At 66.4% G+C, this 21,786-nt stretch carries 21 protein-coding genes; 9 read left to right on the top strand and 12 right to left on the bottom strand.

Going from position 1 to position 21,786, the window contains the following annotated elements; translation table 11 throughout:
• Positions 1 to 164: 164 nt before the first annotated feature.
• The 6 genes from BM075_RS11920 to eda all read left to right on the top strand — a co-directional run bounded on the left by BM075_RS11920 (position 165) and on the right by eda (position 4,899).
• A complete protein-coding gene (locus BM075_RS11920; protein WP_093360909.1) occupies positions 165 to 416 on the top strand; it encodes a hypothetical protein in 252 nt (83 codons plus the stop codon).
• A gap of 47 nt (positions 417 to 463) precedes the next feature.
• Complete coding sequence (locus BM075_RS11915) at positions 464 to 1,108, top strand: SDR family NAD(P)-dependent oxidoreductase (RefSeq protein ID WP_093360908.1); 645 nt, start codon at positions 464 to 466, stop codon at positions 1,106 to 1,108.
• A gap of 304 nt (positions 1,109 to 1,412) precedes the next feature.
• Complete coding sequence (gene surE, locus BM075_RS11910; protein ID WP_093360907.1) at positions 1,413 to 2,201, top strand: 5'/3'-nucleotidase SurE; 789 nt, start codon at positions 1,413 to 1,415, stop codon at positions 2,199 to 2,201.
• The gene (locus BM075_RS11905; protein ID WP_093360906.1) at positions 2,198 to 2,842 is read left to right on the top strand and encodes a protein-L-isoaspartate(D-aspartate) O-methyltransferase; all 645 of its coding nucleotides are present in this window, start codon (positions 2,198 to 2,200) and stop codon (positions 2,840 to 2,842) included. Before surE ends, BM075_RS11905 begins: the two co-directional genes overlap by 4 nt.
• Before the next feature lie 115 nt (positions 2,843 to 2,957).
• Positions 2,958 to 4,127, top strand: a complete 1,170-nt coding sequence (locus BM075_RS11900) for a peptidoglycan DD-metalloendopeptidase family protein (RefSeq protein ID WP_093360905.1) — start codon at positions 2,958 to 2,960, stop codon at positions 4,125 to 4,127.
• 130 nt (positions 4,128 to 4,257) lie between these two features.
• The gene (gene eda / locus BM075_RS11895; protein WP_093360904.1) at positions 4,258 to 4,899 is read left to right on the top strand and encodes a bifunctional 4-hydroxy-2-oxoglutarate aldolase/2-dehydro-3-deoxy-phosphogluconate aldolase; all 642 of its coding nucleotides are present in this window, start codon (positions 4,258 to 4,260) and stop codon (positions 4,897 to 4,899) included.
• A gap of 18 nt (positions 4,900 to 4,917) precedes the next feature.
• Here eda and BM075_RS11890 read toward each other — a convergent pair whose 3' ends face one another.
• Positions 4,918 to 5,199, bottom strand: coding sequence for a hypothetical protein (locus BM075_RS11890; RefSeq protein WP_093360903.1), 282 nt, complete (start codon positions 5,197 to 5,199; stop codon positions 4,918 to 4,920).
• A complete protein-coding gene (locus BM075_RS11885) occupies positions 5,196 to 8,003 on the bottom strand; it encodes a bifunctional [glutamate--ammonia ligase]-adenylyl-L-tyrosine phosphorylase/[glutamate--ammonia-ligase] adenylyltransferase (protein ID WP_093361007.1) in 2,808 nt (935 codons plus the stop codon). The genes BM075_RS11890 and BM075_RS11885 overlap by 4 nt, the downstream gene beginning before the upstream one ends.
• Positions 8,004 to 8,122: 119 nt before the next feature.
• Between BM075_RS11885 and BM075_RS11880 the strand changes: the two genes are divergently transcribed.
• A complete protein-coding gene (locus BM075_RS11880) occupies positions 8,123 to 8,602 on the top strand; it encodes a YbaK/EbsC family protein (RefSeq protein ID WP_093360902.1) in 480 nt (159 codons plus the stop codon).
• Between the two features lie 195 nt (positions 8,603 to 8,797).
• Here BM075_RS11880 and BM075_RS25010 read toward each other — a convergent pair whose 3' ends face one another.
• The 5 genes from BM075_RS25010 to sciP all read right to left on the bottom strand — a co-directional run bounded on the left by BM075_RS25010 (position 8,798) and on the right by sciP (position 15,105).
• Positions 8,798 to 8,920: a hypothetical protein gene (locus BM075_RS25010; RefSeq protein WP_093360901.1), complete on the bottom strand. Its 123-nt coding sequence runs from the start codon at positions 8,918 to 8,920 to the stop codon at positions 8,798 to 8,800.
• A 127-nt stretch (positions 8,921 to 9,047) separates the two neighbouring features.
• Positions 9,048 to 11,138 carry an ATP-dependent DNA helicase RecG gene (gene recG, locus BM075_RS11870; RefSeq protein WP_093360900.1) on the bottom strand — a complete coding sequence of 697 codons (2,091 nt, stop codon included), beginning with the start codon at positions 11,136 to 11,138 and terminating at the stop codon, positions 9,048 to 9,050.
• Entirely contained in the window at positions 11,135 to 13,294 is a 2,160-nt protein-coding gene (gene ligA / locus BM075_RS11865; RefSeq protein WP_093361006.1) for an NAD-dependent DNA ligase LigA, read from the bottom strand. The genes recG and ligA overlap by 4 nt, the downstream gene beginning before the upstream one ends.
• A 685-nt stretch (positions 13,295 to 13,979) precedes the next feature.
• A complete protein-coding gene (gene ctrA / locus BM075_RS11860) occupies positions 13,980 to 14,693 on the bottom strand; it encodes a response regulator transcription factor CtrA (RefSeq protein WP_093360899.1) in 714 nt (237 codons plus the stop codon).
• A gap of 127 nt (positions 14,694 to 14,820) precedes the next feature.
• Positions 14,821 to 15,105, bottom strand: a complete 285-nt coding sequence (gene sciP, locus BM075_RS11855; RefSeq protein WP_093360898.1) for a CtrA inhibitor SciP — start codon at positions 15,103 to 15,105, stop codon at positions 14,821 to 14,823.
• Between the two features lie 129 nt (positions 15,106 to 15,234).
• Between sciP and mnmA the strand changes: the two genes are divergently transcribed.
• Positions 15,235 to 16,377 (top strand): tRNA 2-thiouridine(34) synthase MnmA, encoded by a 1,143-nt coding sequence (gene mnmA / locus BM075_RS11850; RefSeq protein WP_093360897.1) that lies wholly within the window; start codon positions 15,235 to 15,237, stop codon positions 16,375 to 16,377.
• Positions 16,378 to 16,482: 105 nt separating this feature from the next.
• Positions 16,483 to 17,565, top strand: a complete 1,083-nt coding sequence (locus tag BM075_RS11845) for an NAD(P)/FAD-dependent oxidoreductase (RefSeq protein WP_093360896.1) — start codon at positions 16,483 to 16,485, stop codon at positions 17,563 to 17,565.
• 48 nt (positions 17,566 to 17,613) lie between these two features.
• Here BM075_RS11845 and lpxB read toward each other — a convergent pair whose 3' ends face one another.
• The 5 genes from lpxB to BM075_RS11820 all read right to left on the bottom strand — a co-directional run bounded on the left by lpxB (position 17,614) and on the right by BM075_RS11820 (position 21,786).
• On the bottom strand, positions 17,614 to 18,786 hold the full coding sequence (lpxB, locus tag BM075_RS11840; protein WP_093360895.1) for a lipid-A-disaccharide synthase: 1,173 nt from the start codon (positions 18,784 to 18,786) through the stop codon (positions 17,614 to 17,616).
• Complete coding sequence (locus BM075_RS11835; protein WP_093360894.1) at positions 18,786 to 19,613, bottom strand: LpxI family protein; 828 nt, start codon at positions 19,611 to 19,613, stop codon at positions 18,786 to 18,788. The genes lpxB and BM075_RS11835 overlap by 1 nt, the downstream gene beginning before the upstream one ends.
• Positions 19,614 to 19,618: 5 nt before the next feature.
• The gene (lpxA, locus tag BM075_RS11830) at positions 19,619 to 20,401 is read right to left on the bottom strand and encodes an acyl-ACP--UDP-N-acetylglucosamine O-acyltransferase (protein ID WP_093361005.1); all 783 of its coding nucleotides are present in this window, start codon (positions 20,399 to 20,401) and stop codon (positions 19,619 to 19,621) included.
• 19 nt (positions 20,402 to 20,420) lie between these two features.
• Positions 20,421 to 20,900 carry a 3-hydroxyacyl-ACP dehydratase FabZ gene (fabZ, locus tag BM075_RS11825; protein WP_093360893.1) on the bottom strand — a complete coding sequence of 160 codons (480 nt, stop codon included), beginning with the start codon at positions 20,898 to 20,900 and terminating at the stop codon, positions 20,421 to 20,423.
• 202 nt (positions 20,901 to 21,102) lie between these two features.
• Positions 21,103 to 21,786: an OmpH/Skp family outer membrane protein gene (locus BM075_RS11820; protein ID WP_093360892.1), complete on the bottom strand. Its 684-nt coding sequence runs from the start codon at positions 21,784 to 21,786 to the stop codon at positions 21,103 to 21,105.

The following is a 21,786-nucleotide window of genomic DNA, read 5'->3' as shown; positions in this document are numbered from 1 at the left end:
CCTTTTCCTCCACCAGAGCCGGTGATATCCGGCCGCCTCGCTTGATCGGGATGGGTGGATGACCTGTCGGACCGATCGGAACGTTTCACCTCGCTCACGACACCACCGGCACCGCCTCTTCGGCGGTTGCAGGCCGGTTTCAGTGTATGACTTCGGAAGACACCATGCCCAACACGACCCAAGCTGCCGCCGTCGCCACGGAAAAGAACAAGTTGCCGCTCCGTGATCTCGCCCTGATCGGTGTCTTCGGCACGTCCAACGACCGCCGCGCGCTCGTCCGCCACGCCTCGGGACGAATCGAAAGGGTCCGGCCCGGCGAGCGGTTGAATGGCCGACAGGTGATCGCGATCGACGGAAACGCGCTGCTGTTGCGCTCCGGGCGAGGCACGCGCCGGCTGGAAATGCCGGCCGGTTGAGCGACTGCGGCTTGACCTCGGTCGCCGCGCCGGTGCACTGACCCGGCATGACCCGACTCGCCCTTGTTACCGGCGCCTCCCGCGGCCTTGGCGCCGCCATGGCCGAAGAACTCGCTCCGACCTATACCGTGCTTGCGGTCGCGCGCACGGTTGGCGGGCTGGAGGACCTCGACGATCGCATCCAGGCCCGCGGTGGCCAGGCGACGCTTGCACTGCTCGACATCACCGACGACGGTGCGATGCAGCATCTCTGCCGATCCATTCACGACCGCTGGGGCGGGGTGGACCTGTGGGTTCACACAGCCATCCACGCCGCGCCGCTGACCCCGACCGACCAGGTGGAAGGCAAGGACTGGGACCGATCCCTCGCCACCAACGTGGAGGCGACCCGCCGGCTTATCACCTTCGTCGCACCGCTACTCCGCGCCCGCGAGGGCGCTCGGGCGGTGTTTCTGGACGACGACCGCGCCGGACAGCCGTTCTTCGGGTCCTACGGCGCCACGAAGGCTGCCCAGATGGCGCTCGTGCGGTCCTGGGCCGCCGAGACGCAGCGGGTCGGCCCGTCGGTTCGCATTCTAATGCCCGAACCGGTGCCAACCGCCCTGCGCGCCCGTTTCTTCCCGGGAGAGGATCATGACGCGCTGGCCGACGTTCGCGCCGAGGGGGCCCGCCTTGTAGCGGCGCTCGGCTGAACCGGGCGCTGGCGCCCGGTGGGTCATATGGCGGTCCGCCGGACAGATTCACGCCCGCCCAGCCACAAGCGAGCACGATCCTTCGGCCGAAAGATCGCCCGCGCGCGGAGCGCGCGGCCTGGCCCAACCGGCGGCGCCCCATCTTCGATGGGGTGTCCGAGGGGCGGGAGCCGCCCACGCCGCGGGCCGCCACATGCACGTCGGTCTCCTCGCCAAACTACACCATCGGGCCAAGCGATGGCGCGCGGTGCTTGCTCCCCCTGCGGGCTGAGTCTAAGCAGGGCGTGGAAGAAAAGGGCCGGGTATGCGCATTCTCATCACCAATGACGACGGGATAAACGCACCTGGCCTCGAGGTTCTCCAACGTGTCGCGGAAACCGTCGCCGGCCCCTCCGGCGAAGTGTGGACCGTGGCCCCCGCCTTCGAGCAGTCCGGCGTCGCCCATTGCATCAGTTACACGCACCCGACGATGATCGCAAAGATGGGCGAGCGGCGCTTCGCAGCGGAGGGCAGCCCTGCCGATTGCGTGCTCGCGGGCGTGCACGACGTGATGAAGGACGCTCGCCCGGACCTGGTGCTCTCCGGCGTCAATCGCGGCAACAACGCAGGCGAGAACACGCTCTACTCCGGCACCGTCGGCGGCGCGCTCGAAGCGGCAATCCAGGGCTTGCCCGCCATCGCCCTGTCGCAGTTCTTCGGCCCCGAAAATGCGCAACTTGACGACCCGTTCGAGGCTGCCGCGGGCCATGCCGCAGCGTTGATCCGCGATTTGCTGGATCGGGGCCGGTGGGACAGCAACGGCGGCTATCGCACGTTCTATAACGTGAATTTTCCCGCCTGCCCGGCCGACAGCGTCAAGGGGCGCCGCGTGACGGTTCAGGGCGTTCGGCCCGACGTGCATTTCACGGTCGAACCCATCCATGCCCCATCCGGTCGGCGGTTCGTCTGGATCAAGGGTGGTCGGCAGGATGTACCGACCGGCGACGGGACCGACGTTCAGGCGAACCTCGACGGCTACATCTCAATCACGCCGATGCGGGCCGATCTGACCGCGCATGACCACATCGCACCACTCCGGACCGCGCTCGAATGAGTTGGACGCCCGAACAGAAGATGCGCCTTGTCTTCGCGCTGAGGTCCAAGGGGGTGACGGACAAGCGCGTCCTGACGGCAATGGAACAGATCGACCGGGGCCTCTTCGTGCAGCAGGGGCTCTTTTCGGACCGGGCCTATGATGACACCCCCTTGCCCATTGCCTGCGGGCAGACGATCAGCCAGCCCTCCATCGTCGGGCTGATGACGCAGGCGCTCCAGGTGACCCCTCGGGACAAGGTGCTGGAACTCGGCACGGGCTCGGGCTACCAGGCCGCGGTGCTGTCGCAACTGGTTCGGCGCGTCTATACGGTCGAGCGGTTCAAGCGGCTGGTGGACCAGTCGCAGGCGGTGTTCGACGCCCTCGGCCTGACCAATATCACCACCTTCCTCGCCGATGGCAGTCACGGCCTGCCCGATCACGCGCCGTTCGACCGCATCATCGTCACGGCAGCGGCGGAAGACCCGCCGGGGCCGCTCTTGGCGCAGTTGCGCATCGGCGGTATCATGGTGCTGCCCGTGGGCCAGTCCGATGCGGTACAGACGCTGATCCGCGTGCGGCGGACGGCGGAAGGGTACGACTACGACGAGCTTTGCCCGGTCCGGTTCGTGCCGTTGCTGGAAGGTCTTGGGCGGGAATGAGATACGTGAGACTGATAGCTGTGAGTGGCGGCTCCGGGGGCCGAGATGCCCGGGCCGCCGAGAAGCGACCCGGACGCCTCGCAAAGAGGGCGCCGCGATTGAGGAGTGAGAGCCGATGCGCCCGACCCTGAGCCTGTGTGCCAGCATGCTTGTCCTGAGCGCCTGTTCGACAGGAAGCCTCAGCAATTTCGACCTCGACTTCCGGGGCATCGGCAGTGGGTTCGATACCACCGATGCCGTCGCGGGGGCCACGACGAGCCGGCCGCAACCGGACAATCGTGGTGTGATCTCCTATCCGAACTACCAGGTGGCAATAGCACGCCGCAATGACACGGTGGCCGATGTCGCGGCCCGGCTGGGCACGGTGCCGGCAGAGGAGCTTGCGCGCTACAACGGCGTCCCGGTGAACGCGCGGCTCAACCAGGGCGAAGTGCTGGCCCTGCCGCGCCGCGTCTCCGAACCGTCGCCCGCAACAGGCGCCATCGGCACGGGTCCGATCCGGCCGGCGGGATCGGTGGATGTTGAGACGCTCGCGGGCGGAGCGATCGACCGCGCCGGCGCCGGAACATCGGGGGCTTCCGCCATACAGACCGGCAGGGAGCCGGTACGCCACCAGGTGCAACCCGGCGAAACGGCCTACTCCATCGCCCGCCGCTATGGCGTGACGCCTGCGGCGCTGGCCGAATGGAACGGGTTGGACGCAGGCTTGAACGTTCGGTCCGGACAGTACCTGCTGATCCCTGTCCTGTCAGACAGCCCCGCGGCGCGACCGCAGATCGAAACTGCCACAACGGCTCCCGGCCAGGGCAGCCCCACTCCTACGCCGCCGAGCGCCGCAACGCCGCTGCCAAAAAACACGCCCCCCGCCGCCGCGAAAGAGACGCCGGAAACGCCGAAATCGCCGGACCTTGGAAAACAGGCGACCTCGGTATCGAAATCCCGGATGGGCGCGCCGGTCGGCGGCAGCATCATCCGCGACTTCAACAAGGGCAAGAACGACGGGATCGACATCGCGGCCTCGTCCGGCGAAACCGTCCGGGCCGCCGCCGGGGGCGTTGTCGCGGCGATTACTGAGGACACCGACAACGTCCCGATCCTCGTGCTGCGCCATGATGGCGGGCTATTGACCGTCTATGCCAACGTGGACAACCTCAAGGTCCGCAAGGGCGATCGGGTGGACCGGGGGCAAGCCGTGGCGACAGTGCGGTCGTCCAGCTCGCCCTACCTGCACTTCGAGGTGCGCGAGGGGGTCGAAGCCGTCGATCCGACACCGTACCTCAATTGAGGCCGAGCCTGACCTGCCGGGGGGCTACGCATCATCGCGACGCCCGCCGGACTTTGCGCCCGTAGTCTGGCTCTGACGGCCGGCCACCGGGCTTTCGCGCCGGAGAACCGGCCCATCAGAGGACACGACAATGACCCCACAGGATGCGAGCAAGAAAACCGCCGAGATCTGCCGCATGGCCCCCGTGGTGCCGGTGCTGGTGATCGAAGATGCCTCCACCGCCCGACCGCTTGCCCAGGCATTGGTCGCAGGCGGCTTGCCGGTGCTCGAAGTCACCCTGCGAACCCCCGCCGCGCTCGACGCGATCCGCGCCATGGCGCAGGTGGACGGCGGCGTCGTGGGTGCCGGCACGCTGCTGACCCCCGAGGATGTTGCCGCTGCGAAGGCCGCAGGAGCGCGCTTCGGTGTCTCTCCCGGCGCGACCGATACGCTGCTGCAGGCCTGCGAAGATGCCGATCTGCCGCTGCTGCCCGGCGCGGCGACCGCCAGCGAAGCGATGCGGCTCTACGAGCGGGGCTATTCGATGCTGAAATTCTTCCCTGCCGAAGCCGCCGGGGGCGCACCTGCGCTCAAGGGGATCGGGGCGCCGATCCCGCAGATCAGCTTCTGTCCGACCGGCGGGGTCTCCGTTCAGAATGCCCCGTCGTACCTATCCCTCCCCAATGTCGTCTGCGTGGGCGGGAGCTGGGTCGCGCCGAAGGATCGCGTGGCGGCGGGTGACTGGACGGCGATCGAGGCACTGGCCCGGGAGGCCGCATCGCTCACGGCCTGAAGAACGCAGGCCGCTGGCTCACGCTTGTGGCGACCCGCGCCGACGGCCACGCCAGCCGCCGCGCCGCGCGGGCGTTGCGCCGTCTGCTAGTCCCTCGCGCAGGACGAGGCTCATCGGGTGCGCGGGGAACTCGGCGGCATGGCGATCCACCAGGGCGCTGAGCGCCGCTTTCTGGTCGGTTTCATCGCCAAGCGAGAGCGCCCAGTCCAGAAAAATTGAACGGCATTCCGGCTCGGCCAGTCCCTCGATCCTATACGCTTCCGCAATCAAGGCCTTGGGGTCGGCCCAATCGCGACTCATGCCGCCCCCGCCTTTGCACGCGGGGGCATTCGCTCCAGAACAGCGTCAATGATCGCGGCGGACTCGGCACGGCGCGCGGCCAGTTCCTCGATCAGCACCTGGATGTCCGTTTGCCCGGTTTCCCTAGCCAGAACCTCGCGCGCGCCCTGCCCCAATGCGTCGACTTCAAGCGGGCCGTCCACGATGAGACGCCCGACGCTCTGCACCGACCGCGCCAGCCGGTACGTGGAGGTAAGCTGTTCGGCTTCGGAGTGTGTCAGCCAGCCAAAGCGAGCCGCCGCGTGAAGCTGCGGAGCGGTCCGCCGCGCCTGTGCCGAGGCCAGCAGCGCGCCCGTCTGGGCCACCAGCTCGATGTCCTGCATTCCGCCCGAACCGCGCTTGACGTCCAGCGGTCCCTCTTGTGCCTTTGCCTCCGCCAGCCTTCGGCGCATATCGCGCACGTCCGCGAGCACCTTTTCCGCGTCCCGAGGGGCGGAAAGCACGGACAGGCGCACACGCTCCACACCCTCCGCCACCTTGGAATTGCCAGCGATCGCGCGTGAACGGGTCAGAGCCAGATGCTCCCACGTCCATGCTTCCTCGTGCTGATAGGTGTCGAAGGAGGACAGCGACGTCGCGACAGGTCCCTGTTTTCCCGACGGACGCAACCGCATGTCCACTTCGTATAGACGCCCCTCGGCCGTGGGCGCGGACAACGCGGTCAGGATCGCCTTGGTGAGCCGGGCATAATAGGTCGGCGCCGGCAGCGGGCGTGGGCCGTTCGACATGTCCGTCTTCTCGGCGTCGTAGATCATGATCAGGTCGAGGTCCGAGCTGGCGTTGATCCAGCCGGCGCCGAGGGAGCCCATACCGACGGCCACGCCACCGCGCCCCGGCATCGGCCCGTGCCGCTCGGCAAACGTCTCCTGGATCGCCGGCAGCAAGGCCACAAGCACCGCCTCGGCCACATCCGCGAACTGTCTCCCGGCCTCAGCGGCGTCCACCAACCCGCGCAGGTGATGTACCCCCACCCGGAAATGCCACTCCTTCTGCCACCGCCGCGCTACGTCGAGCTGGCCTTCGTAATCGCCCGTCGCTTCGAGCCGCTGCGACAGGTCCCGCGCCAGCTCCACCTTGCCGGGCCATTGGGAAAAGAAACTGCCCCCGATCACCGCGTCCAGCACCTGTGAATTGCGGGACAGGTAGCTGGCGAGCGCAGGCGCCGTGGACGCGATGTCGACGATCAGCGCCCGGAGGTTCGGGTTCGCCTGGAACAGAGAAAAGAGTTGAACCCCCGCCGGCAGGCCGGAGAGGAAGCCGTCGAACGCCTGCAGCGCCTCCTCCGGGCGCGGGGCCGCATTCAGGCGTGCCAGCAGGTCCGGCTTTAGCCGCTCGAAGATTTCCTGCGCCCGCGCAGAGCGCAGCGCCGGATAGAGCCGCCAGCGCCGGACGATCTCCGGCTCCTCCACGTCGGCCGCCGGAGTCTCCGCCCCGGCGACGCGCGGGACGAAGAACCGTTCGGCAGCAGCCCGGACCGCATCGAGCCGGTCGGCGATGGACTGCCGGAAGGCTGCGGTATCCCCCTCGCCGCACATCCGTGCAATCCGGTCGAACCCCTCCGGCGTGGTGGGTAGCGCGTGGGTTCGAGCATCGGCCACCATCTGCACCCGGTGCTCCAGTTCCCGCAGGTCCCGGTAGTGCGTTGTAAGTTCTTCGGCCAACTCCATGGGAATCCAACCCGTTTTCGCCAATTGAGCCAGTGCAGGAACGGTACCGCGGAGGCGGAGGCTCGGATCCCTGCCGCCGGCAATGATCTGGCGGGTCTGGGTGAAGAACTCGATCTCGCGAATTCCGCCGGGCCCGAGTTTCAGGTCCCGCCCTTCCAGAGAGCGGGTGCCATGGTGCCCTTTGTGCTCCTTGATTTTCAGGCGCATGTCGTGGGCGTCCTGGATCGCTGCGAAGTCCAGATGGCGGCGCCAGATGAAGGGCCGCAGACGTTCCAGATACCGTTCGCCCGCCGCCACGTCGCCCGCGCAGGGCCGCGCCTTGATGTGCGCTGCCCTTTCCCAGGTCCGGCCGACGGATTCGTAATAGCGCTCCGCCGCCTCCATCGACAGGCAGACCGGCGTGACGGAGGGGTCGGGCCGCAAGCGCAGGTCCGTCCGCCAGACGTAACCGTCGCCGGTCATGTCGCTTAGAAGCGCCGTCATCCGCCGCGTGGCCTTCACGAAATTCGACCGCGCCTCATGGAAGTCAGCCTCGGGATAGCGGCTTTCGTCGAACAGCATGATCAGGTCGATGTCGGAGGAATAATTCAACTCCCCCGCCCCCATCTTGCCCATGGCGAGCGCCACCATGCCACCGGCGGATGGCAGGTCGGTCTCGGTCTGGCCCGGGAACTTGCCGCGCTCGAAATCGCGCGTAAGAACGCCCTTCATCGCCAGGTCGACCGATAGGTCGGCGAAGTCGGTCAGCGCGCCTGTCACCTCCTCCAACCGCCAGACGCCCGCGAGATCGGCCAGCCCCGCAAAAAGTGCCACCCGGCCCTTGGCGCGGCGCAGGCCCGTCTTCAGCTCCGCGACGCCCATGGGACGCAGTGCCTCGTATTCTGCCGGCAGAACGGTTGCGGGATCCGCCGCCAAGGCCTCCCGCAGCCAGTCCGCCTCCCGCTCCATCAACCCGCGCAAGTACGAACTGCACCCCGCCGCACCTGCCAAGACGTCGCGAACGTCTGGCGAAAGGTCCTCGAATCGCGCGGTAGCATCCCGCGCGGCATCGGTGTCGTAGGGAATGGGCGAACGGGTTATCGCGGCGGAAAACGTCATGGACAACTGATGGCCCGCGAACCCGCGACGGTCAATCCACAGGTCGGTGGACGCCGGGTGCATCTTGCATTCGGGCGTATGGGCCCAGATAGAGGAGCCGGCAAAAAGGGAGCAGTGACATGAGCAACAGCCTGACCCGTGTGACGGACGCACTGGAATCCGCCGGCGTGACCTACACCTTGCGCGAGATGTCCGAGAGCACCCGCACCGCCAAGGATGCGGCGGAGGCTGTGGGCTGCGAGATCGACCAGATCGCGAAGTCGATCATCCTGGAGACGGAGGAGAGCGAAGCGCTGGTGCTTTTCGTGACCGCCGGAGGCAACCGGGTGTCGACCGAAGCGGTCGCCGCACTGCTGGGCGAAGCGGCCCATCCGGCGCGGGGGGCCCGGATTCGCGACGTCACCGGATTCGCCATCGGCGGTGTCGCCCCGGTGGGCCACTTGACCCCTGTTCGCGCCTTCTTCGACCCACGGCTCACCGATTTCGAGACCGTCTGGGCTGCCGCTGGCACGCCGCGCCATGTTTTCGGCGTCGCACCGGACCGGCTGCGCCGAGCCTGTGGCGGCGAGTTGGCCGAGTTCGTCGAGACGGACGACTGAGTCCCCTGCCCCATGAAAAAGCCGCCGCGCATCCCGGTTGGGACGGCGGCGGCGAAGTGGCGACAGTGCTGAACCGGTCGGCTCGGGCGCAGAGGCGGGTCCGGAGCCATTGGGACAGGCAGAAATCAGGCAACGCATCGATTTGGGGACGGTGATGCGCGCCGCCGGGCAGCAGGTCGCAGGCAGGCAAATTCCTCAGATCAGTGTGGGCAGGTGCAATGCGGCCACCAGAAGGACGCCCAGAGAGGCGACGCCGATCGCGTCTTCCAGCAGCGTGGGCTCGGACCGGACGATCAGCGCTTTGAATTCTGCGAACATGGGCGGTGTCCTCTCATTCTCGGGCGTTAACGTTTGTTTCACCTTTGTTCTCACACCCCAGGAGAGAAGTAAAGAACTTTTTAAGAACATTTGCGAACGTCGTGGAACATTGACGACGGAAAGTGCCCTATCCCACGGAAATCAGGCGGATCGCCTTGTCCTGCTCCATGAGCCACAAAAGCACCCGCACCGCCTCTCCGCGCTCGGACGTAAGCGTGGGATCGTCGCCCAGAATCCGGCGCGCGTCCTGCTGTGCCACCTGCATCAGCCCGGCCTGTCGTTCGATGTCGGCGATCCGGAACCGCGGCAAGCCGGATTGGGCCGTGCCGATCAGATCCCCCGCCCCGCGCATGGCCAGGTCTTCCTCGGCAATGCGAAACCCGTCCTCCGTCTCCCGCAGAATCTCCAGCCGACGCCGCGCGGTTTCCCCCAGCGGCCCCTGGTACATCAGCAGGCAGGTTGAGGCCGCCGCCCCGCGACCAACCCGCCCACGCAACTGGTGTAACTGGGCGAGTCCGAAGCTTTCGGCCTGCTCGATCACCATGATCGAGGCATTGGGCACGTTCACCCCAACCTCGATTACAGTGGTCGCCACCAGCACAGCCGTCTCGCCCGCCACGAAACGCGCCATCGCCGCGTCTTTCTCGGCCGGTGGCATCTGACCGTGGACAAGCCCGACCCGCCCTTCGCGAAGCGCCGCGCGGAGGTGGCGGAAGCGCTCCTCAGCGGCCGCCATCTCGACGCTTTCGCTTTCCTCCACCAGCGGGCACACCCAATAGGCCTGTTTCCCCTCGGCCACCGCCCGGCGTAGGTGCTCCACCACCTCGGACATGCGCGCGGCGGAGACCAGCGCGGTCTGCACCGGTGTCCGCCCGGGTGGTTTCTCGTCCAGCACCGAAAGGTCCATGTCGCCATACTGCGCCAACGCCAGACTGCGCGGGATTGGCGTGGCGGTCATAATCAGCACGTCGACCGCGCGGCCCTTCGCGCCCAGTTCCATCCGTTGCGACACGCCGAAACGGTGCTGCTCGTCGATTACGGCAAGCCGGAGGTCGTGGAATTCCACGTCCTTCTGGAACACCGCATGAGTGCCCACCAGCACCTGAATGTCGCCCCGGGCGAGCGCGGAGAGCTTGGCCTGGCGCTCCGCTCCCTTGTCGCGACCGGTGAGGATCTCCAGAACGACGCCAGCGCTCTCGGCCAGCGGTCGGATCGAGTCCAGATGCTGACGGGCAAGGATCTCGGTGGGCGCCATCATGACCCCCTGCCCGCCAGCCTCCACCGCCACAAGCAGCGCCATTACGGCGACGAGTGTCTTGCCGGACCCAACGTCCCCCTGCAGCAGCCGCGCCATGCGTCTCGGGCCGGCCATGTCATCCGAGATCTCGCGGATGGCGCGCTCCTGTGCACCGGTCGGCCGGTAGGGCAGCGCGGCCAGCACCTTGCCCTGTAGCCGCCCCGTTGCGACCGACGCGCGCCCCTTGCCGCGCCGTTCCACGCTGCGTGCCAAGGCGAGCGTCACCTGATGGGCAAGCAATTCGTCGTAAGCCAGCCTCCGGCGCGCCGGGGCGTCCGGCGACAGGTCGCGTGAGGTCTCGGGCGAATGGGCCTCGACCAGAGCGGCGTGCCAGTCCGGCCACCCCTCCCGCTCCATGAGGGTCGGGTCGCACCATTCCGCGAGGTCCGGGGCGCGCGCCAAGGCCGAGCGCACGGCCTTGGTCATGGTCTTGAGCGTCACGCCGGACGTAAGGGGATAGACTGGCTCATAGGCCGGAATCCCGTCCGCCTCCTCGGGGCGCAGGATGTGGTCCGGGTGAACCATCTGCGCGACCCCATCGAAGAGTTCGATCCGACCGGACACCACCCGCCGCTGACCGGTTGGCAACTGCCGCTGCAGGTAGTCGCCGTTGGCGTGAAAGAAGACGAGTTGGAACGAGGTCTCCGCATCCTCGACCTCCACCCGGTAGGGTCGGCCGCGGGACGAGGGTTTCCGATGCAGACCGATCGTCACCTCCACCGTTCCCGTGGCGGGCAGGTCCAGCGACCGCACCGATGCCACCTTGCGCCGGTCCACCCGGGAATGCGGCAGGGTAAACAGCAGGTCTCGCGGTCGCGCGACGTCGATCTGCCCCAAATGCTTCGCCGTCTTCGGGCCGACACCATCGAGCGACTCGAGATCCGCGAAAAGCGGAAACAGGATGGTCGGCCGGCCGCTCATGCCTGCCCGATCAGTTCCAGCCAGCCGTCCTCGTCCAGCGTCTCGATGCCCAGTTCCGCCGCCTTCTTCGCCTTGGACCCCGCTCCGGGCCCGGCCACCAGGAGGTCGGTTTTGCTGGAGACCGAGCCGGAGACCTTTGCCCCAAGCGCCTCGGCCCGCGCCTTTGCCTCTGCCCGGGTCATGCGCTCCAGCGTCCCGGTAAAGACGACGGTCTTGCCAGCCACCGGCGACCCCTCGGTGCTGGGGGCGGCAACATCCTCGATGTCGAGCTGCGCCGCCAGGCGGTCGATCACCTCGCGCTCCGCCGGCTGCCGCATCGCCGTGACGAGGGCCTGCACCAATGCGTCCCCAATTCCGTCAACCGAGATCAGTTCACTCCAGGCGGGGCTATCGGCCAGCACCGCGCGACGGGCCCGGGCGTCCTCCGCGTCCGCGGCCGGCTCCGCGCCCGCGCTGTCGACCGTGTCCCGCAGCGCCGCCCAGCTCTGGAAGTGGCGTGCCAGAGTCTTGCCAGCGACCTCTCCCAGATGCCGTATACCGAGGCCGAACAGGAACCGGTCGAGCGGGATTCGCCGCCGTTCGTCGATGGCGCGGAAGAGGTTGGCCGCAGATTTCTCGCCCCAGCCATCGCGCGCCGTCAGCGCCTCGCCATACCGCTTCTCCAAGGTGAAGATGTCGGCGGGCTCCTTGATCCACCCGTCGTCATGGAACTGTTCGACCTGTTTGGACCCGAGGCCTTCGATGTCGAACGCGGACCGGGAGACAAGGTGCTTGAGCTTTTCAACCACTTGCGCGGCACAGATCATCCCGCCCGAACAGCGGCGCACGGAGTCCCCCTCCTCCCGGATTGCCTCGGACCCGCATACCGGGCAGTGCGTCGGGAACTGGTAGGGTTCCGCGTCGGCCGGTCGGGCGGATAGATCCACGTCCGAGACCTTGGGAATGACGTCGCCAGCGCGGTACACCTGCACCCGGTCCCCAATACGAATGTCGCGCCCCTCCCGGATCGGCGCGCCGGAACTGTCCCGGCCAGCGATGTAGTCCTCGTTGTGCAGCGTCGCGTTCGACACCACCACGCCGCCGACTGTAACGGGGGTGAGGCGCGCCACGGGGCTAAGGGCGCCCGTTCGGCCAACCTGAATGTCGATCGCCTCAAGCCACGTCCACGCCATTTCGGCAGGAAACTTGTGCGCAATCGCCCACCGGGGCGTGGTGGAGCGGAAGCCGAGCCGGCGTTGATACCCCAGGTCGTCGACCTTGTAGACCACCCCGTCAATGTCATACCCCAAGCTCGCCCGCTGCGCCTCGACCGCGCGATAATGCGCCAGCATCTCTTCGGGGGTCTCGCACACACGGGTCAGCGGATTGGTCTGAAATCCGAGGTGGGCCAACCGCTCGATGGATCCCATCTGGGTCTCGGCCAGCGGTTCTGATGTCTCACCCCAGGCATAGGCAAAATAGCGCAGCGGCCGGGTACGGGTGATTTCGGCATCGAGCTGGCGCAGCGAGCCAGCCGCGGCGTTTCGCGGGTTGGCGAAGACCTTGCCGCCTTTCTCCGCCTGGCGGGCATTCAGCGCGGCAAAGTCGGCGTGGCTCATGTAGACTTCGCCGCGAACCTCCAGCACATCAGGCGCGCCCGTGATCTCCTGCGGGATATCGTCCACTGTACGCGCATTTGCGGTGACGTTTTCGCCGGTGGTGCCGTCGCCCCGCGTCGCGGCCTGCACCAGGCGCCCGCCCTCGTAGCGCAAGGACAGCGAAAGGCCGTCGATCTTGGGTTCTGCGGTGTAGGCAAGCGGCGCATCGGTCGGCAGGCCGAGGTAGCTGCGGACCGACCGGTCGAATTCCCGCAGGTCCGCTTCCTCGAACGCATTGCCCAGCGAGTACATGCGGACAGCATGTGTGACCTTGGCAAAGCCCTCCGCCGGCTCGGCACCGACCTGGGCCGACGGGCTGTCCTCGCGAATCAGGTCGGGAAACCGCGCCTCGATCTCGGCGTTTCGACGCCTGAGAGCATCGAACTCCGCATCGGACATCACGGGCGCGTCCTCGGTGTGGTAAGCGCGGTTCGCTTCGCTCAACAGCGTGGCGAGCCGTTCCAGCTCTACCAGCGCCTGCTCCCGGCTCAGCGCCGACACGTCCGTTGCCTCAATCATGTTCACTCCGCCTGCTTCGCGCTCCCAGAGATATGCGCGCCGCCGCATCTGGTCCAGTTGATCCAGCGTCGACAAGTCTGCCGCGCGGATCTCTTATTCGCCGGTTTCTGCCGCGTGCCCAGACGCAAGCGCCGCGGCCACATGGCCGGACGCAACGCACGGCCCCGACTATTCGTACCGTCCGTTTGCACCCGCATCGCTGAATTGTCACAACGGTCAAAGACCGTCGGGACGGCAGACCACAGCCCAGGTCCTAGCGACAGTGTCTTGCAGCAAAATGATCTGAGCAGACCGGCGCAAATTTCCCGGCGCGCAATGCGGCAAATCCTGATCGAGTAAGGGACGTATCGCGCCCTCGGTCGGCGGCTGCGGCGCTTCAAGAAGCACGTCGGTCTTCGGCCGCCCCGACAGACAGACGCATTCCTCGCGAGACCGCTCCCAACGGGCGACGGTATTCCCGACGCCGGCATCGCGCTTTAGCTAACGCTTCCACACAAGAAAGTTGGGCGCGCCATGTTGCCATGGACGCGCCCGAGGTACACCGCCGTGGAGGGAAATTGTGTTTCGGCTGAGCGCCAGCCCCGTCGACCGACCGAAAACCGTGGGTGGAGGTGGTGGTTTGTTACCGTGGGTGGTGGTGGTTTGTTGTCGTGGGTGGTGGTGGTGGTGGTTTATTCCTGTACCGTCATGCGCCCATTGCGTAGCGCGACTTCATTTGTGCCGGTTCCGGGTCCCGCAAGACGTAGCCGCGGCCCCACACAGTCTCGATGTAGTTCTCGCCGCCGGTCGCAACGCTGAGCTTCTTGCGCAACTTGCAGATGAACACGTCGATGATTTTCAGTTCCGGTTCGTCCATGCCGCCGTAGAGATGGTTGAGGAACATCTCCTTCGTCAGCGTCGTGCCTTTGCGAAGGCTCAAGAGCTCCAGCATCTGGTATTCCTTGCCGGTCAGATGCACGCCCTTGCCGTCCACGTCGACCGTCTTCGCGTCCAGGTTGACCGTGACCTTGCCGGTTCGGATGACCGATTGCGCATGGCCCTTGGATCGGCGGATGATCGCGTGGATACGAGCGACCAGTTCCTCACGATGGAATGGTTTTGTCAGATAGTCGTCGGCGCCGAAGCCGAACCCCTTGATCTTGTTGTCCGTATCGTCGGCGCCGGACAGGATGAGCGTCGGGGTTTCAACCCGTGCCAGTCGCAGTTGCCGCAGCACCTCGTGACCTGTCATGTCGGGCAGGCCGAGATCCAGGAGGATCAGGTCGTAATCGTACAATTTTGCCAGGTCGATCGCCTCCTCGCCAAGATCCGTGCAGTACACGTTCAGGTTGGCGTGGGTGAGCATCATTTCGATGCTCTTGGCAGTCGCCGCGTCGTCTTCGACGAGCAGGATTCGCATAACTCTTTCTCCGCTTCGATCCCCTCTTGAAGCCAGCATCGTCCGAATTGGTTAATCCGTAATTACCGATACCAGGTCCAATCGATCTAAACTTACAGTTGCACGATTCTACCAAAGGTTAACCTCGCTAATTCTGGGGAGCCCGAAACTGCTGAACTCGGGTCGCCTTCAACGCGCCTTCGCCGAACAGATCGATAGCACGGTGCCAGGCTTCGAATTCCTCGTCGGAAAGGCCGTAGCGCTCCTTTGCCTCGTTCAAAGAGATCAACCCTCCCGCTACCGCCCGGACCACTGCAGCCTTTCGGCTCGCGACCCACCGTTGCGTGGTCTTCGGCGGCAGGTCGGCGCGCGTCATGACCGTTCCATCGGGCAGGGTTATCGTCCGCGGGCCGTCTATCTTCTTGATAAACATCGAGTGCACTCCCATCTCACCACCTGGCCGCACCCTTGCGCCGTCCGGTTTAAGGACTGGTGAAACGCGGCCTTGAGAGTATTTCGAATTTTCCTATAGTCCCGCGCACCTTGCGCACTGGAGCCAGACATGCCGCTCGATCAAGACAGGCCTTTGAATTCCCTCGGCTTTGCGAAAGCACCGAGCGAAACCCGAGTCGTTGTGGCGATGTCGGGCGGGGTCGATTCGTCGGTCGTGGCCGCAGAACTCGCCTCCGAGGGCTACGACGTCGTCGGCGTCACTCTGCAGCTCTACGACCATGGCGCCGCGCTGGCCAAGAAGGGTGCATGTTGCGCCGGCATCGACATCCACGACGCTCGGCGGGTGGCCGAGGAGATGGGCTTTCCGCATTACGTCCTCGATTACGAGAACATTTTTCGCGATGCCGTCATCGACGAATTCGCCGACAGCTATCTTGCCGGAGCGACTCCCGTTCCCTGCATTCGTTGCAACGAACGTGTCAAATTCAAGGACCTTTTGGAAACAGCCCGTGATCTGGACGCGGATTGTATGGCAACTGGACACTATATTCAGCGCAAAATGGGCGCAAATGGCGCCGAATTGCACACCGCGGGTGATCCGCGGCGCGATCAGTCCTATTTCCTGTTTTCGACCACACCCGAACAGCTTGACTTCCTGAGATTTCCGCTCGGGCATCTTACGAGCAAAGCAGAGACCCGAGCGCTCGCGGCCAAACATGGGCTGCCGGTGGCCGACAAGCCGGACAGCCAGGACATTTGCTTCGTTCCAGCGGGGAATTACGCCTCGGTGATCGAGAAACTGCGTCCGGGCGCGGGAGAGCCAGGGGAGATCGTCGACCTTGAGGGCCGCGTCTTGGGCCGCCATGACGGCGTGATCCATTATACCATCGGTCAACGGCGGGGCCTCGGCATCGGCGGACTTGACGAACCGCTCTACGTGGTGAGGCTGGACCCGAACACCCGCCGCGTGATCGTTGGCCCGAAAGAAGCACTTTCTACCCGGATCGTGCCAGTGCGCGAGATCAACTGGCTGGGCGATGCGCCTCTGATGTCTCGGCCCGAATGGCAGCTTTCGGTGAAGGTCCGCTCGACGCGGCCGCCGCGCGAGGCAATCTTGCGCCCGACCGGCCCCGATACCGCGGAAGTTGAATTGCTGACGCCGGAGGAAGGTGTGTCTCCAGGACAGGCCTGCGTGTTCTACGAACTGGACGGCACGCGCATTTTCGGCGGCGGATGGATCTGGCGCGGGTAATCGCCCGCCGCCCCCGGCATCCGAGACCGCGTAAGATCCCTCGCACGCTTGACCTCACGGCCGGGCGCGCCAGAGTCCACGCCAGCGCAAACGCGAGGGAGTGGCATGGAAAAACGGGTTATCATTGTTGGCGGCGGCTATGTCGGGGCGGACCTGGCATCTCGGCTCGACAGATCTGCCGACGTGACGCTCGTCGAGCCGCGCGACGCGTTTGTCCATTCTGCGGCGATGATCCGCGCCGTTCTGAAACCGGACCTGCTCGACCGCGCCCTGCTGCCCTATCACTCCCTCCTTCGAAACGGCCGGGTCGTTCAAGCACGAGTTTCGGACGTCGGTGCCGACAGCGTCACCCTGGAGGACGGCACCACCCTTGAGGCGGACGTCATCGTTGTCGCCACAGGCTCCGCCTACGCCGCCCCCTTCAAACCCGCAGGTGACAGTATTCCTGCGTTCCGGCAGGCAAACGCCGACGCGCATGACGCGCTCAGGGCCGCCGGCTCCATCGCCATCGTGGGAGCGGGCGCCGTGGGAATCGAACTGGCGGGCGAGATCCGGGCCGCGATGCCCGACCGGAGCGTTACGCTGGTGTCGGAGACGCCCACGCTGCTGCCAGAACACCCGCCGCGGCTCGGGGCGGAACTCACGCGCCAACTTGGCGTCCTTGGTGTTGAGGTCCGTTTCGCCGAACGTGCCGAGGTCGTTGCGGACCCGAGCGCGCCCTTCCGCGGTCCGCTCAAGCTGGAGAACGGCGAAACCCTGCAGGTGGATCTCGTCTTTCCCGCACTCGGCGCACGGCCCCAAAACGCACTGCTTCGCGACCTGCCCGGCGCCCGCATCGGGGCGAACGGCCGGGTCCTCGTCGACCGATACCTGCGCCCGTCGGACTATCCCAACGTCCTGGCCGCAGGCGATGCGGTGGACACCGGCGACGCCATGTCCATCGTTGGGACGCTGCGGCAACTGCCCTGGTTGGAAAACGCGGTTCGCACCCTGCTTCGCGGTGGACGTCTGGAGCGCATCCTTCCCTATGCTCCCTGGCGCAAACCACCGATCATCTTGCCGCTCGGGCCGCAAATGGGGGCGTCATCCGTCCCGCCCGCCGGCGTGCGAGGCCCCACGACCACGCGACTGCTCAAGGGCCGCACCCTGCTCATCCCGAAATATCGTCGGCAGTTCGGGCTCGCGTGATGGACAATCGGCGCAGGAGACGGGAGCCTGCTCCGAAGTGCATCAGAGTCAGCCCCGCGTGGCCGGCAGTCCGTTCAGCACCGCGCGGGCGGCGCGGAGGCCTGGCGCCTCGTCACTGCGCCCCAGACTCTCCATGGTCAGGTCCATCGCCTTGTGCTGCGCGCCGCCATCGGCGAGCACCTCCAGAAGCGCGGGTGCCATCGCCTCTGCCCGGCACTGCTTTCCGATAAACTCAGGCACCGCCCGTGTCTCCGACACGAGGTTCACCAGCGTCACCGTATCGACCAGGAGCAGTCGACTTACGTAGGCGCGCGTCAGCCATGACCCGTCATAGCCGATCACCATGGGCGTATCCGCAGCGGCCAGTTCAAGCGATACCGTTCCCGAGGCAGCCAACGCCGCATCCGCCGCGCGGAACGCCGCCCGCTTCTCCGCCCGTGCTTCCGCCTCCACCCGCCCGCGCGGGTCCAGCAAGATTGGATCGCCGGGCCACTCGGCAAGTTGTTCCGCCATCAGTTCCGCGCGCGCGCCGACCGTCGGCACGACGATCCGCGCCTCTGGATGCACCGACAGCACCCGCCGGAGCGTCTGGCCGAAAACCGGTGCGAGACGGGTGATCTCGCCCCTGCGCGACCCCGGTAACGCCAGGATCAGGGGAGCCTCGGGCGCGATCCCGTGCGCGGCGCGAAAGGCGCTTGCCTCCTCGCGGCTAGCCTGAGGCTCCGCCACGACCGGATGCCCCACGAAATCGCAGCGCATCCCGGCGGCTTCCATGTAGGGCGGCTCGAACGGCAGGAGCGCCAGCACTTGATCAATGTCCGGCGCCATCCGTTGCGCCCGCTTCGGCCGCCAGGCCCATACCGTCGGTGCCACGTAATGCACTGTATGCTGTTCAGGCGCGGCCTTGCGCACCCGATGCGCCAGCCGCAGGCTAAATTCCGGCACGTCGATCGTGACGAGCGCATCCGGACGCATCCGCACCACCTCGTCGGCGGTCTGCTCCAGCCGTTTCTTCAGGTCGAAGTACTTCGGAAGAATCTCCGACGGCCCGGCCAGTGACAGTTCTGACATCGGGAACTGGCTCTCCATCCCCTCCGCCTCCATCAGCGGCCCGCCGACGCCGGCAAACGCGACATCTGGCACGAGTGCCTTCAGCCCCGCCATGAGCGCTGCGCCCAGCTTGTCGCCGGACGGCTCGCCAGCCACCAGGAAAACCCGCATCACCCCTGCTCCTTCGGGCGGACCCATAGGAAGAGCTCCGCCGCGTCGGCCGCTGCGACCGTTTGTTCGCGGTCCAGAACCATCACGCCCCCGGCCTCGATCACGACCCCGTTCAGCCCTGCGGATGCAGCGGCCCGCAGTGTTTCCGGACCGATCGTGGGCAAGTCCACCCGACGGTCCTGTTGCGGCTTCGGCCCCTTGTAGAGCACCCCTCCCTCGGGCAACCCGTCGCGACGGCCGGCCAGAGAGGCAAGCATCCAGTCCGTCCCCGGCATCGCCTCCACCGCCAGCGCCTGGCGCCGGGCGATCACACAGGCCTGGCCTACGTCCGCCGCGCCGAGGGCCGAGACGACCTCTGCCCCGCGTTCGGCGTCGCGGCGGTCTTCGTCATTGGGTTGGATCGCCCCCAACACCCCCACCTCGGGCAACAACTCCGGCAGGATCTCGTGCGCCCCGCGTACCGCCATTCCCCGGCTTTCGAACAGGTCCAGAACGACCCGCAGAGCGGCATCGTCCCCATGACCCAAAGCGGCCATGAATCGGGGCACGAGTGACGCAGTCGCCAGATCGAGCTTCTTCGGATCGAACTTCGGGCGCCGCACCCCGCCTGCGAAACAGACCTCGCCCGCGCCGCGCTTTCGCAACGTCTTCAGGAGCGTGCCCAGGGTCTCGAGGCGGAATGTCAGATCGGGAACCACGGTTCCCGGGGGCGTGTCGTGATAGGCGCAATAAATGACCGTCCGCCCCTCGGCTTTGAGCCCGCGGGCCAGAACCTCGGGCAAGCGCCCCTGCCCCGCGATCAGCGCAACAGGCGGTGGGACCGCCACCCCGCTCACTCCGGAGTCAGGAAGCTGCGGTCGCTGTCACTCAGGATAAAGGCCGCGATCGCCGAGACGTACTCGTTTGCCGCCTCCTGAGACAATGCCTCCGCCCGCTCCCGGAACGTCCCGCCCTCGTTCGCGAGCCGGACGTAGGCCTCGCGAAGCGCGTTAATGTCGGTACGGTCAAGACCGCGCCGCTTCAGCCCGATCAGGTTCAGCCCAACCAACGACCCGGCCTTGCCCTGCACCATGCCATAGGGGATCACGTCTTTTTCGACTTTCGACAGACCGCCGATGATCGCCCCTTTGCCGATCCGGACCCACTGGTGCACGCCGGAGATACCGCCGATGATGACGTCGTCGTCAACCTGCACGTGCCCGGCCAGCCCGACGTTGTTGACGAGGATCACCCGATTGCCGACACGGCAATCGTGCGCCACATGAACGCCAGCCATCAACAGGCAGTCGTCTCCGATACTGGTGATGCCACCGCCGCCCTCGGTGCCCGGGTTGATCGTCACATGCTCGCGGATCCGGTTGCGGGCGCCGATTTCCAGACGCGTGTCCTCGCCGTGATACTTGAGATCCTGGGGAATTTCGCCAACCACCGAAAACGAGAAGATGACTGTGTCCGGCCCGATGGAGGTGTTGCCCGTCACCACGACGTGGGACTTGATTTCCACGCCCTCGGCCAGCGACACCTTCGCACCGATCACCGAGAACGGGCCGATGGATACGCCGGCAGCAATCTCCGCGCCGTCCTCGATCACGGCGGTCGGGTGAATCCGGGCCATTGCGTCGATCGTCATGGGCTCAGCCCTCCGCCTGCGGCTCTTTCGGCAACTGCACCATCGCGGAGAACTCCGCTTCCGCCGCAACTTCCCCGTTCACCATGGCCCGTCCCTCGAACTTCCCGATGCGCGAGCCGGCCCGCTTGACCGTCACGTGCAATTCCAGAACGTCGCCGGGTACAACCGGGCGGCGGAACTTGGCCTTATCGACGGTGGTGAAATAGATCATCAGCTCCGTCTCGATCCCCCGGGATGCCCCGATCAGAACCGCCCCCGTCTGGGCCATCGCCTCGATCATCAGCACGCCCGGCATGACCGGATGACCGGGGAAATGCCCCTGAAAATGAGGTTCGTTCACGGTGACATTCTTGATGCCGACGGCACTTTGCCCCGGAACGATGTCCCGCACCTTGTCAATCATCAGGAACGGGTAGCGATGGGGAAGGATCTTCCGGATCGTATCGTGGTCTGCCTCAAGCAGCGGGCTCGTATCTTCGCTCATGTACTTCGCGCCTTGCCATTGTCCTTTCGCACGGCGGCCGTGCCCGCCGTTCCACCGCTCCTACACGTCAACTCCGGCCACGGCAAGCGAGCGCCCGGGGCCCCTCGGCGCCCCGTCGGCCATCCCTGCGCTCCCGCGCCCGAAGGGCGCCCGGCCCAACGCTTCGGGGCGGCCGAACGGCCGCTTCGAAGGGGCGGGAGAGCTACTGGTCCCGCGCGTCCAGCGGAACCACGACACCGGGCGACGGTGATCCCGGCAGTTGGTCGACGGCCTCCGGATCGGGCGCGTTGTCCGCCGGAGGAAGGTCCTCTCCGGGCTCAGGCGCCGCAAGCTCGCCGCCATCGCCCAGCAGTTCATCCACCCGTTGAATCGCCTGGTCGGTGACGTCGATCCGATCGGCGGAGAGGATCACTGCTCGTTCGTCCAGAATTGCCACTGCCCCGGCCTCCCCCGCGAGGTTCGACAGAACCGGAAGCACACGCTGGGTGAACACCCGCCTTTCCTGATCCCGCCGGCGCTGGAGTTCGCGAATACGTGCATCCTGCTCCTCGCGCAGGCGCACGACTTTCGTATCAAACGCATCAGCCAACGGCCGGAACTCCTCTGGCGAGAGAGAGCTGCGCCGTTCCGTCAACTCCTGCTCCTCCGCCCGGAGCTCCGCAGAGATCAACTGGTTGCGTTCGGCCAGGTCGTTGGAGATCTTTTCCAACTCCGCCTGCACCCGAAGGCCGTACTTGCTGTCCGAAAACAGCCTCTCCTGGTCCAGAATGAGGATTTGCGCAGCCGCCATCCCGTCGGCGTCCTGCGCCGGGAGGGGCGGCGCCACCACCCCTGCCGCCGTCAACACAAGGCCGGTCAGCACGCCGCGAACGGCCCTCACCGCCAT

Source organism: Tropicimonas isoalkanivorans, from assembly GCF_900112335.1.
GTDB classification, from domain to species: Bacteria; Pseudomonadota; Alphaproteobacteria; order Rhodobacterales; family Rhodobacteraceae; genus Tropicimonas; species Tropicimonas isoalkanivorans.
This window is presented reverse-complemented; position numbering and strand designations above follow the sequence as displayed.

Bases quoted from the DNA above. Each gene is read 5' to 3' on its own strand.
- BM075_RS11920 (WP_093360909.1), top strand. From the start codon at position 165: ATGCCCAACACGACCCAAGCTGCCGCCGTCGCCACGGAAAAGAACAAG.
- BM075_RS11915 (WP_093360908.1), top strand. From the start codon at position 464: ATGACCCGACTCGCCCTTGTTACCGGCGCCTCCCGCGGCCTTGGCGCC.
- surE (WP_093360907.1), top strand. From the start codon at position 1,413: ATGCGCATTCTCATCACCAATGACGACGGGATAAACGCACCTGGCCTC.
- BM075_RS11905 (WP_093360906.1), top strand. From the start codon at position 2,198: ATGAGTTGGACGCCCGAACAGAAGATGCGCCTTGTCTTCGCGCTGAGG.
- BM075_RS11900 (WP_093360905.1), top strand. From the start codon at position 2,958: ATGCGCCCGACCCTGAGCCTGTGTGCCAGCATGCTTGTCCTGAGCGCC.
- eda (WP_093360904.1), top strand. From the start codon at position 4,258: ATGACCCCACAGGATGCGAGCAAGAAAACCGCCGAGATCTGCCGCATG.
- BM075_RS11890 (WP_093360903.1), bottom strand. From the start codon at position 5,199: ATGAGTCGCGATTGGGCCGACCCCAAGGCCTTGATTGCGGAAGCGTAT.
- BM075_RS11885 (WP_093361007.1), bottom strand. From the start codon at position 8,003: ATGACGTTTTCCGCCGCGATAACCCGTTCGCCCATTCCCTACGACACC.
- BM075_RS11880 (WP_093360902.1), top strand. From the start codon at position 8,123: ATGAGCAACAGCCTGACCCGTGTGACGGACGCACTGGAATCCGCCGGC.
- BM075_RS25010 (WP_093360901.1), bottom strand. From the start codon at position 8,920: ATGTTCGCAGAATTCAAAGCGCTGATCGTCCGGTCCGAGCCCACGCTG.
- recG (WP_093360900.1), bottom strand. From the start codon at position 11,138: ATGAGCGGCCGGCCGACCATCCTGTTTCCGCTTTTCGCGGATCTCGAG.
- ligA (WP_093361006.1), bottom strand. From the start codon at position 13,294: ATGATTGAGGCAACGGACGTGTCGGCGCTGAGCCGGGAGCAGGCGCTG.
- ctrA (WP_093360899.1), bottom strand. From the start codon at position 14,693: ATGCGAATCCTGCTCGTCGAAGACGACGCGGCGACTGCCAAGAGCATC.
- sciP (WP_093360898.1), bottom strand. From the start codon at position 15,105: ATGTTTATCAAGAAGATAGACGGCCCGCGGACGATAACCCTGCCCGAT.
- mnmA (WP_093360897.1), top strand. From the start codon at position 15,235: ATGCCGCTCGATCAAGACAGGCCTTTGAATTCCCTCGGCTTTGCGAAA.
- BM075_RS11845 (WP_093360896.1), top strand. From the start codon at position 16,483: ATGGAAAAACGGGTTATCATTGTTGGCGGCGGCTATGTCGGGGCGGAC.
- lpxB (WP_093360895.1), bottom strand. From the start codon at position 18,786: ATGCGGGTTTTCCTGGTGGCTGGCGAGCCGTCCGGCGACAAGCTGGGC.
- lpxA (WP_093361005.1), bottom strand. From the start codon at position 20,401: ATGGCCCGGATTCACCCGACCGCCGTGATCGAGGACGGCGCGGAGATT.
- fabZ (WP_093360893.1), bottom strand. From the start codon at position 20,900: ATGAGCGAAGATACGAGCCCGCTGCTTGAGGCAGACCACGATACGATC.
- BM075_RS11820 (WP_093360892.1), bottom strand. From the start codon at position 21,786: ATGGCGGTGAGGGCCGTTCGCGGCGTGCTGACCGGCCTTGTGTTGACG.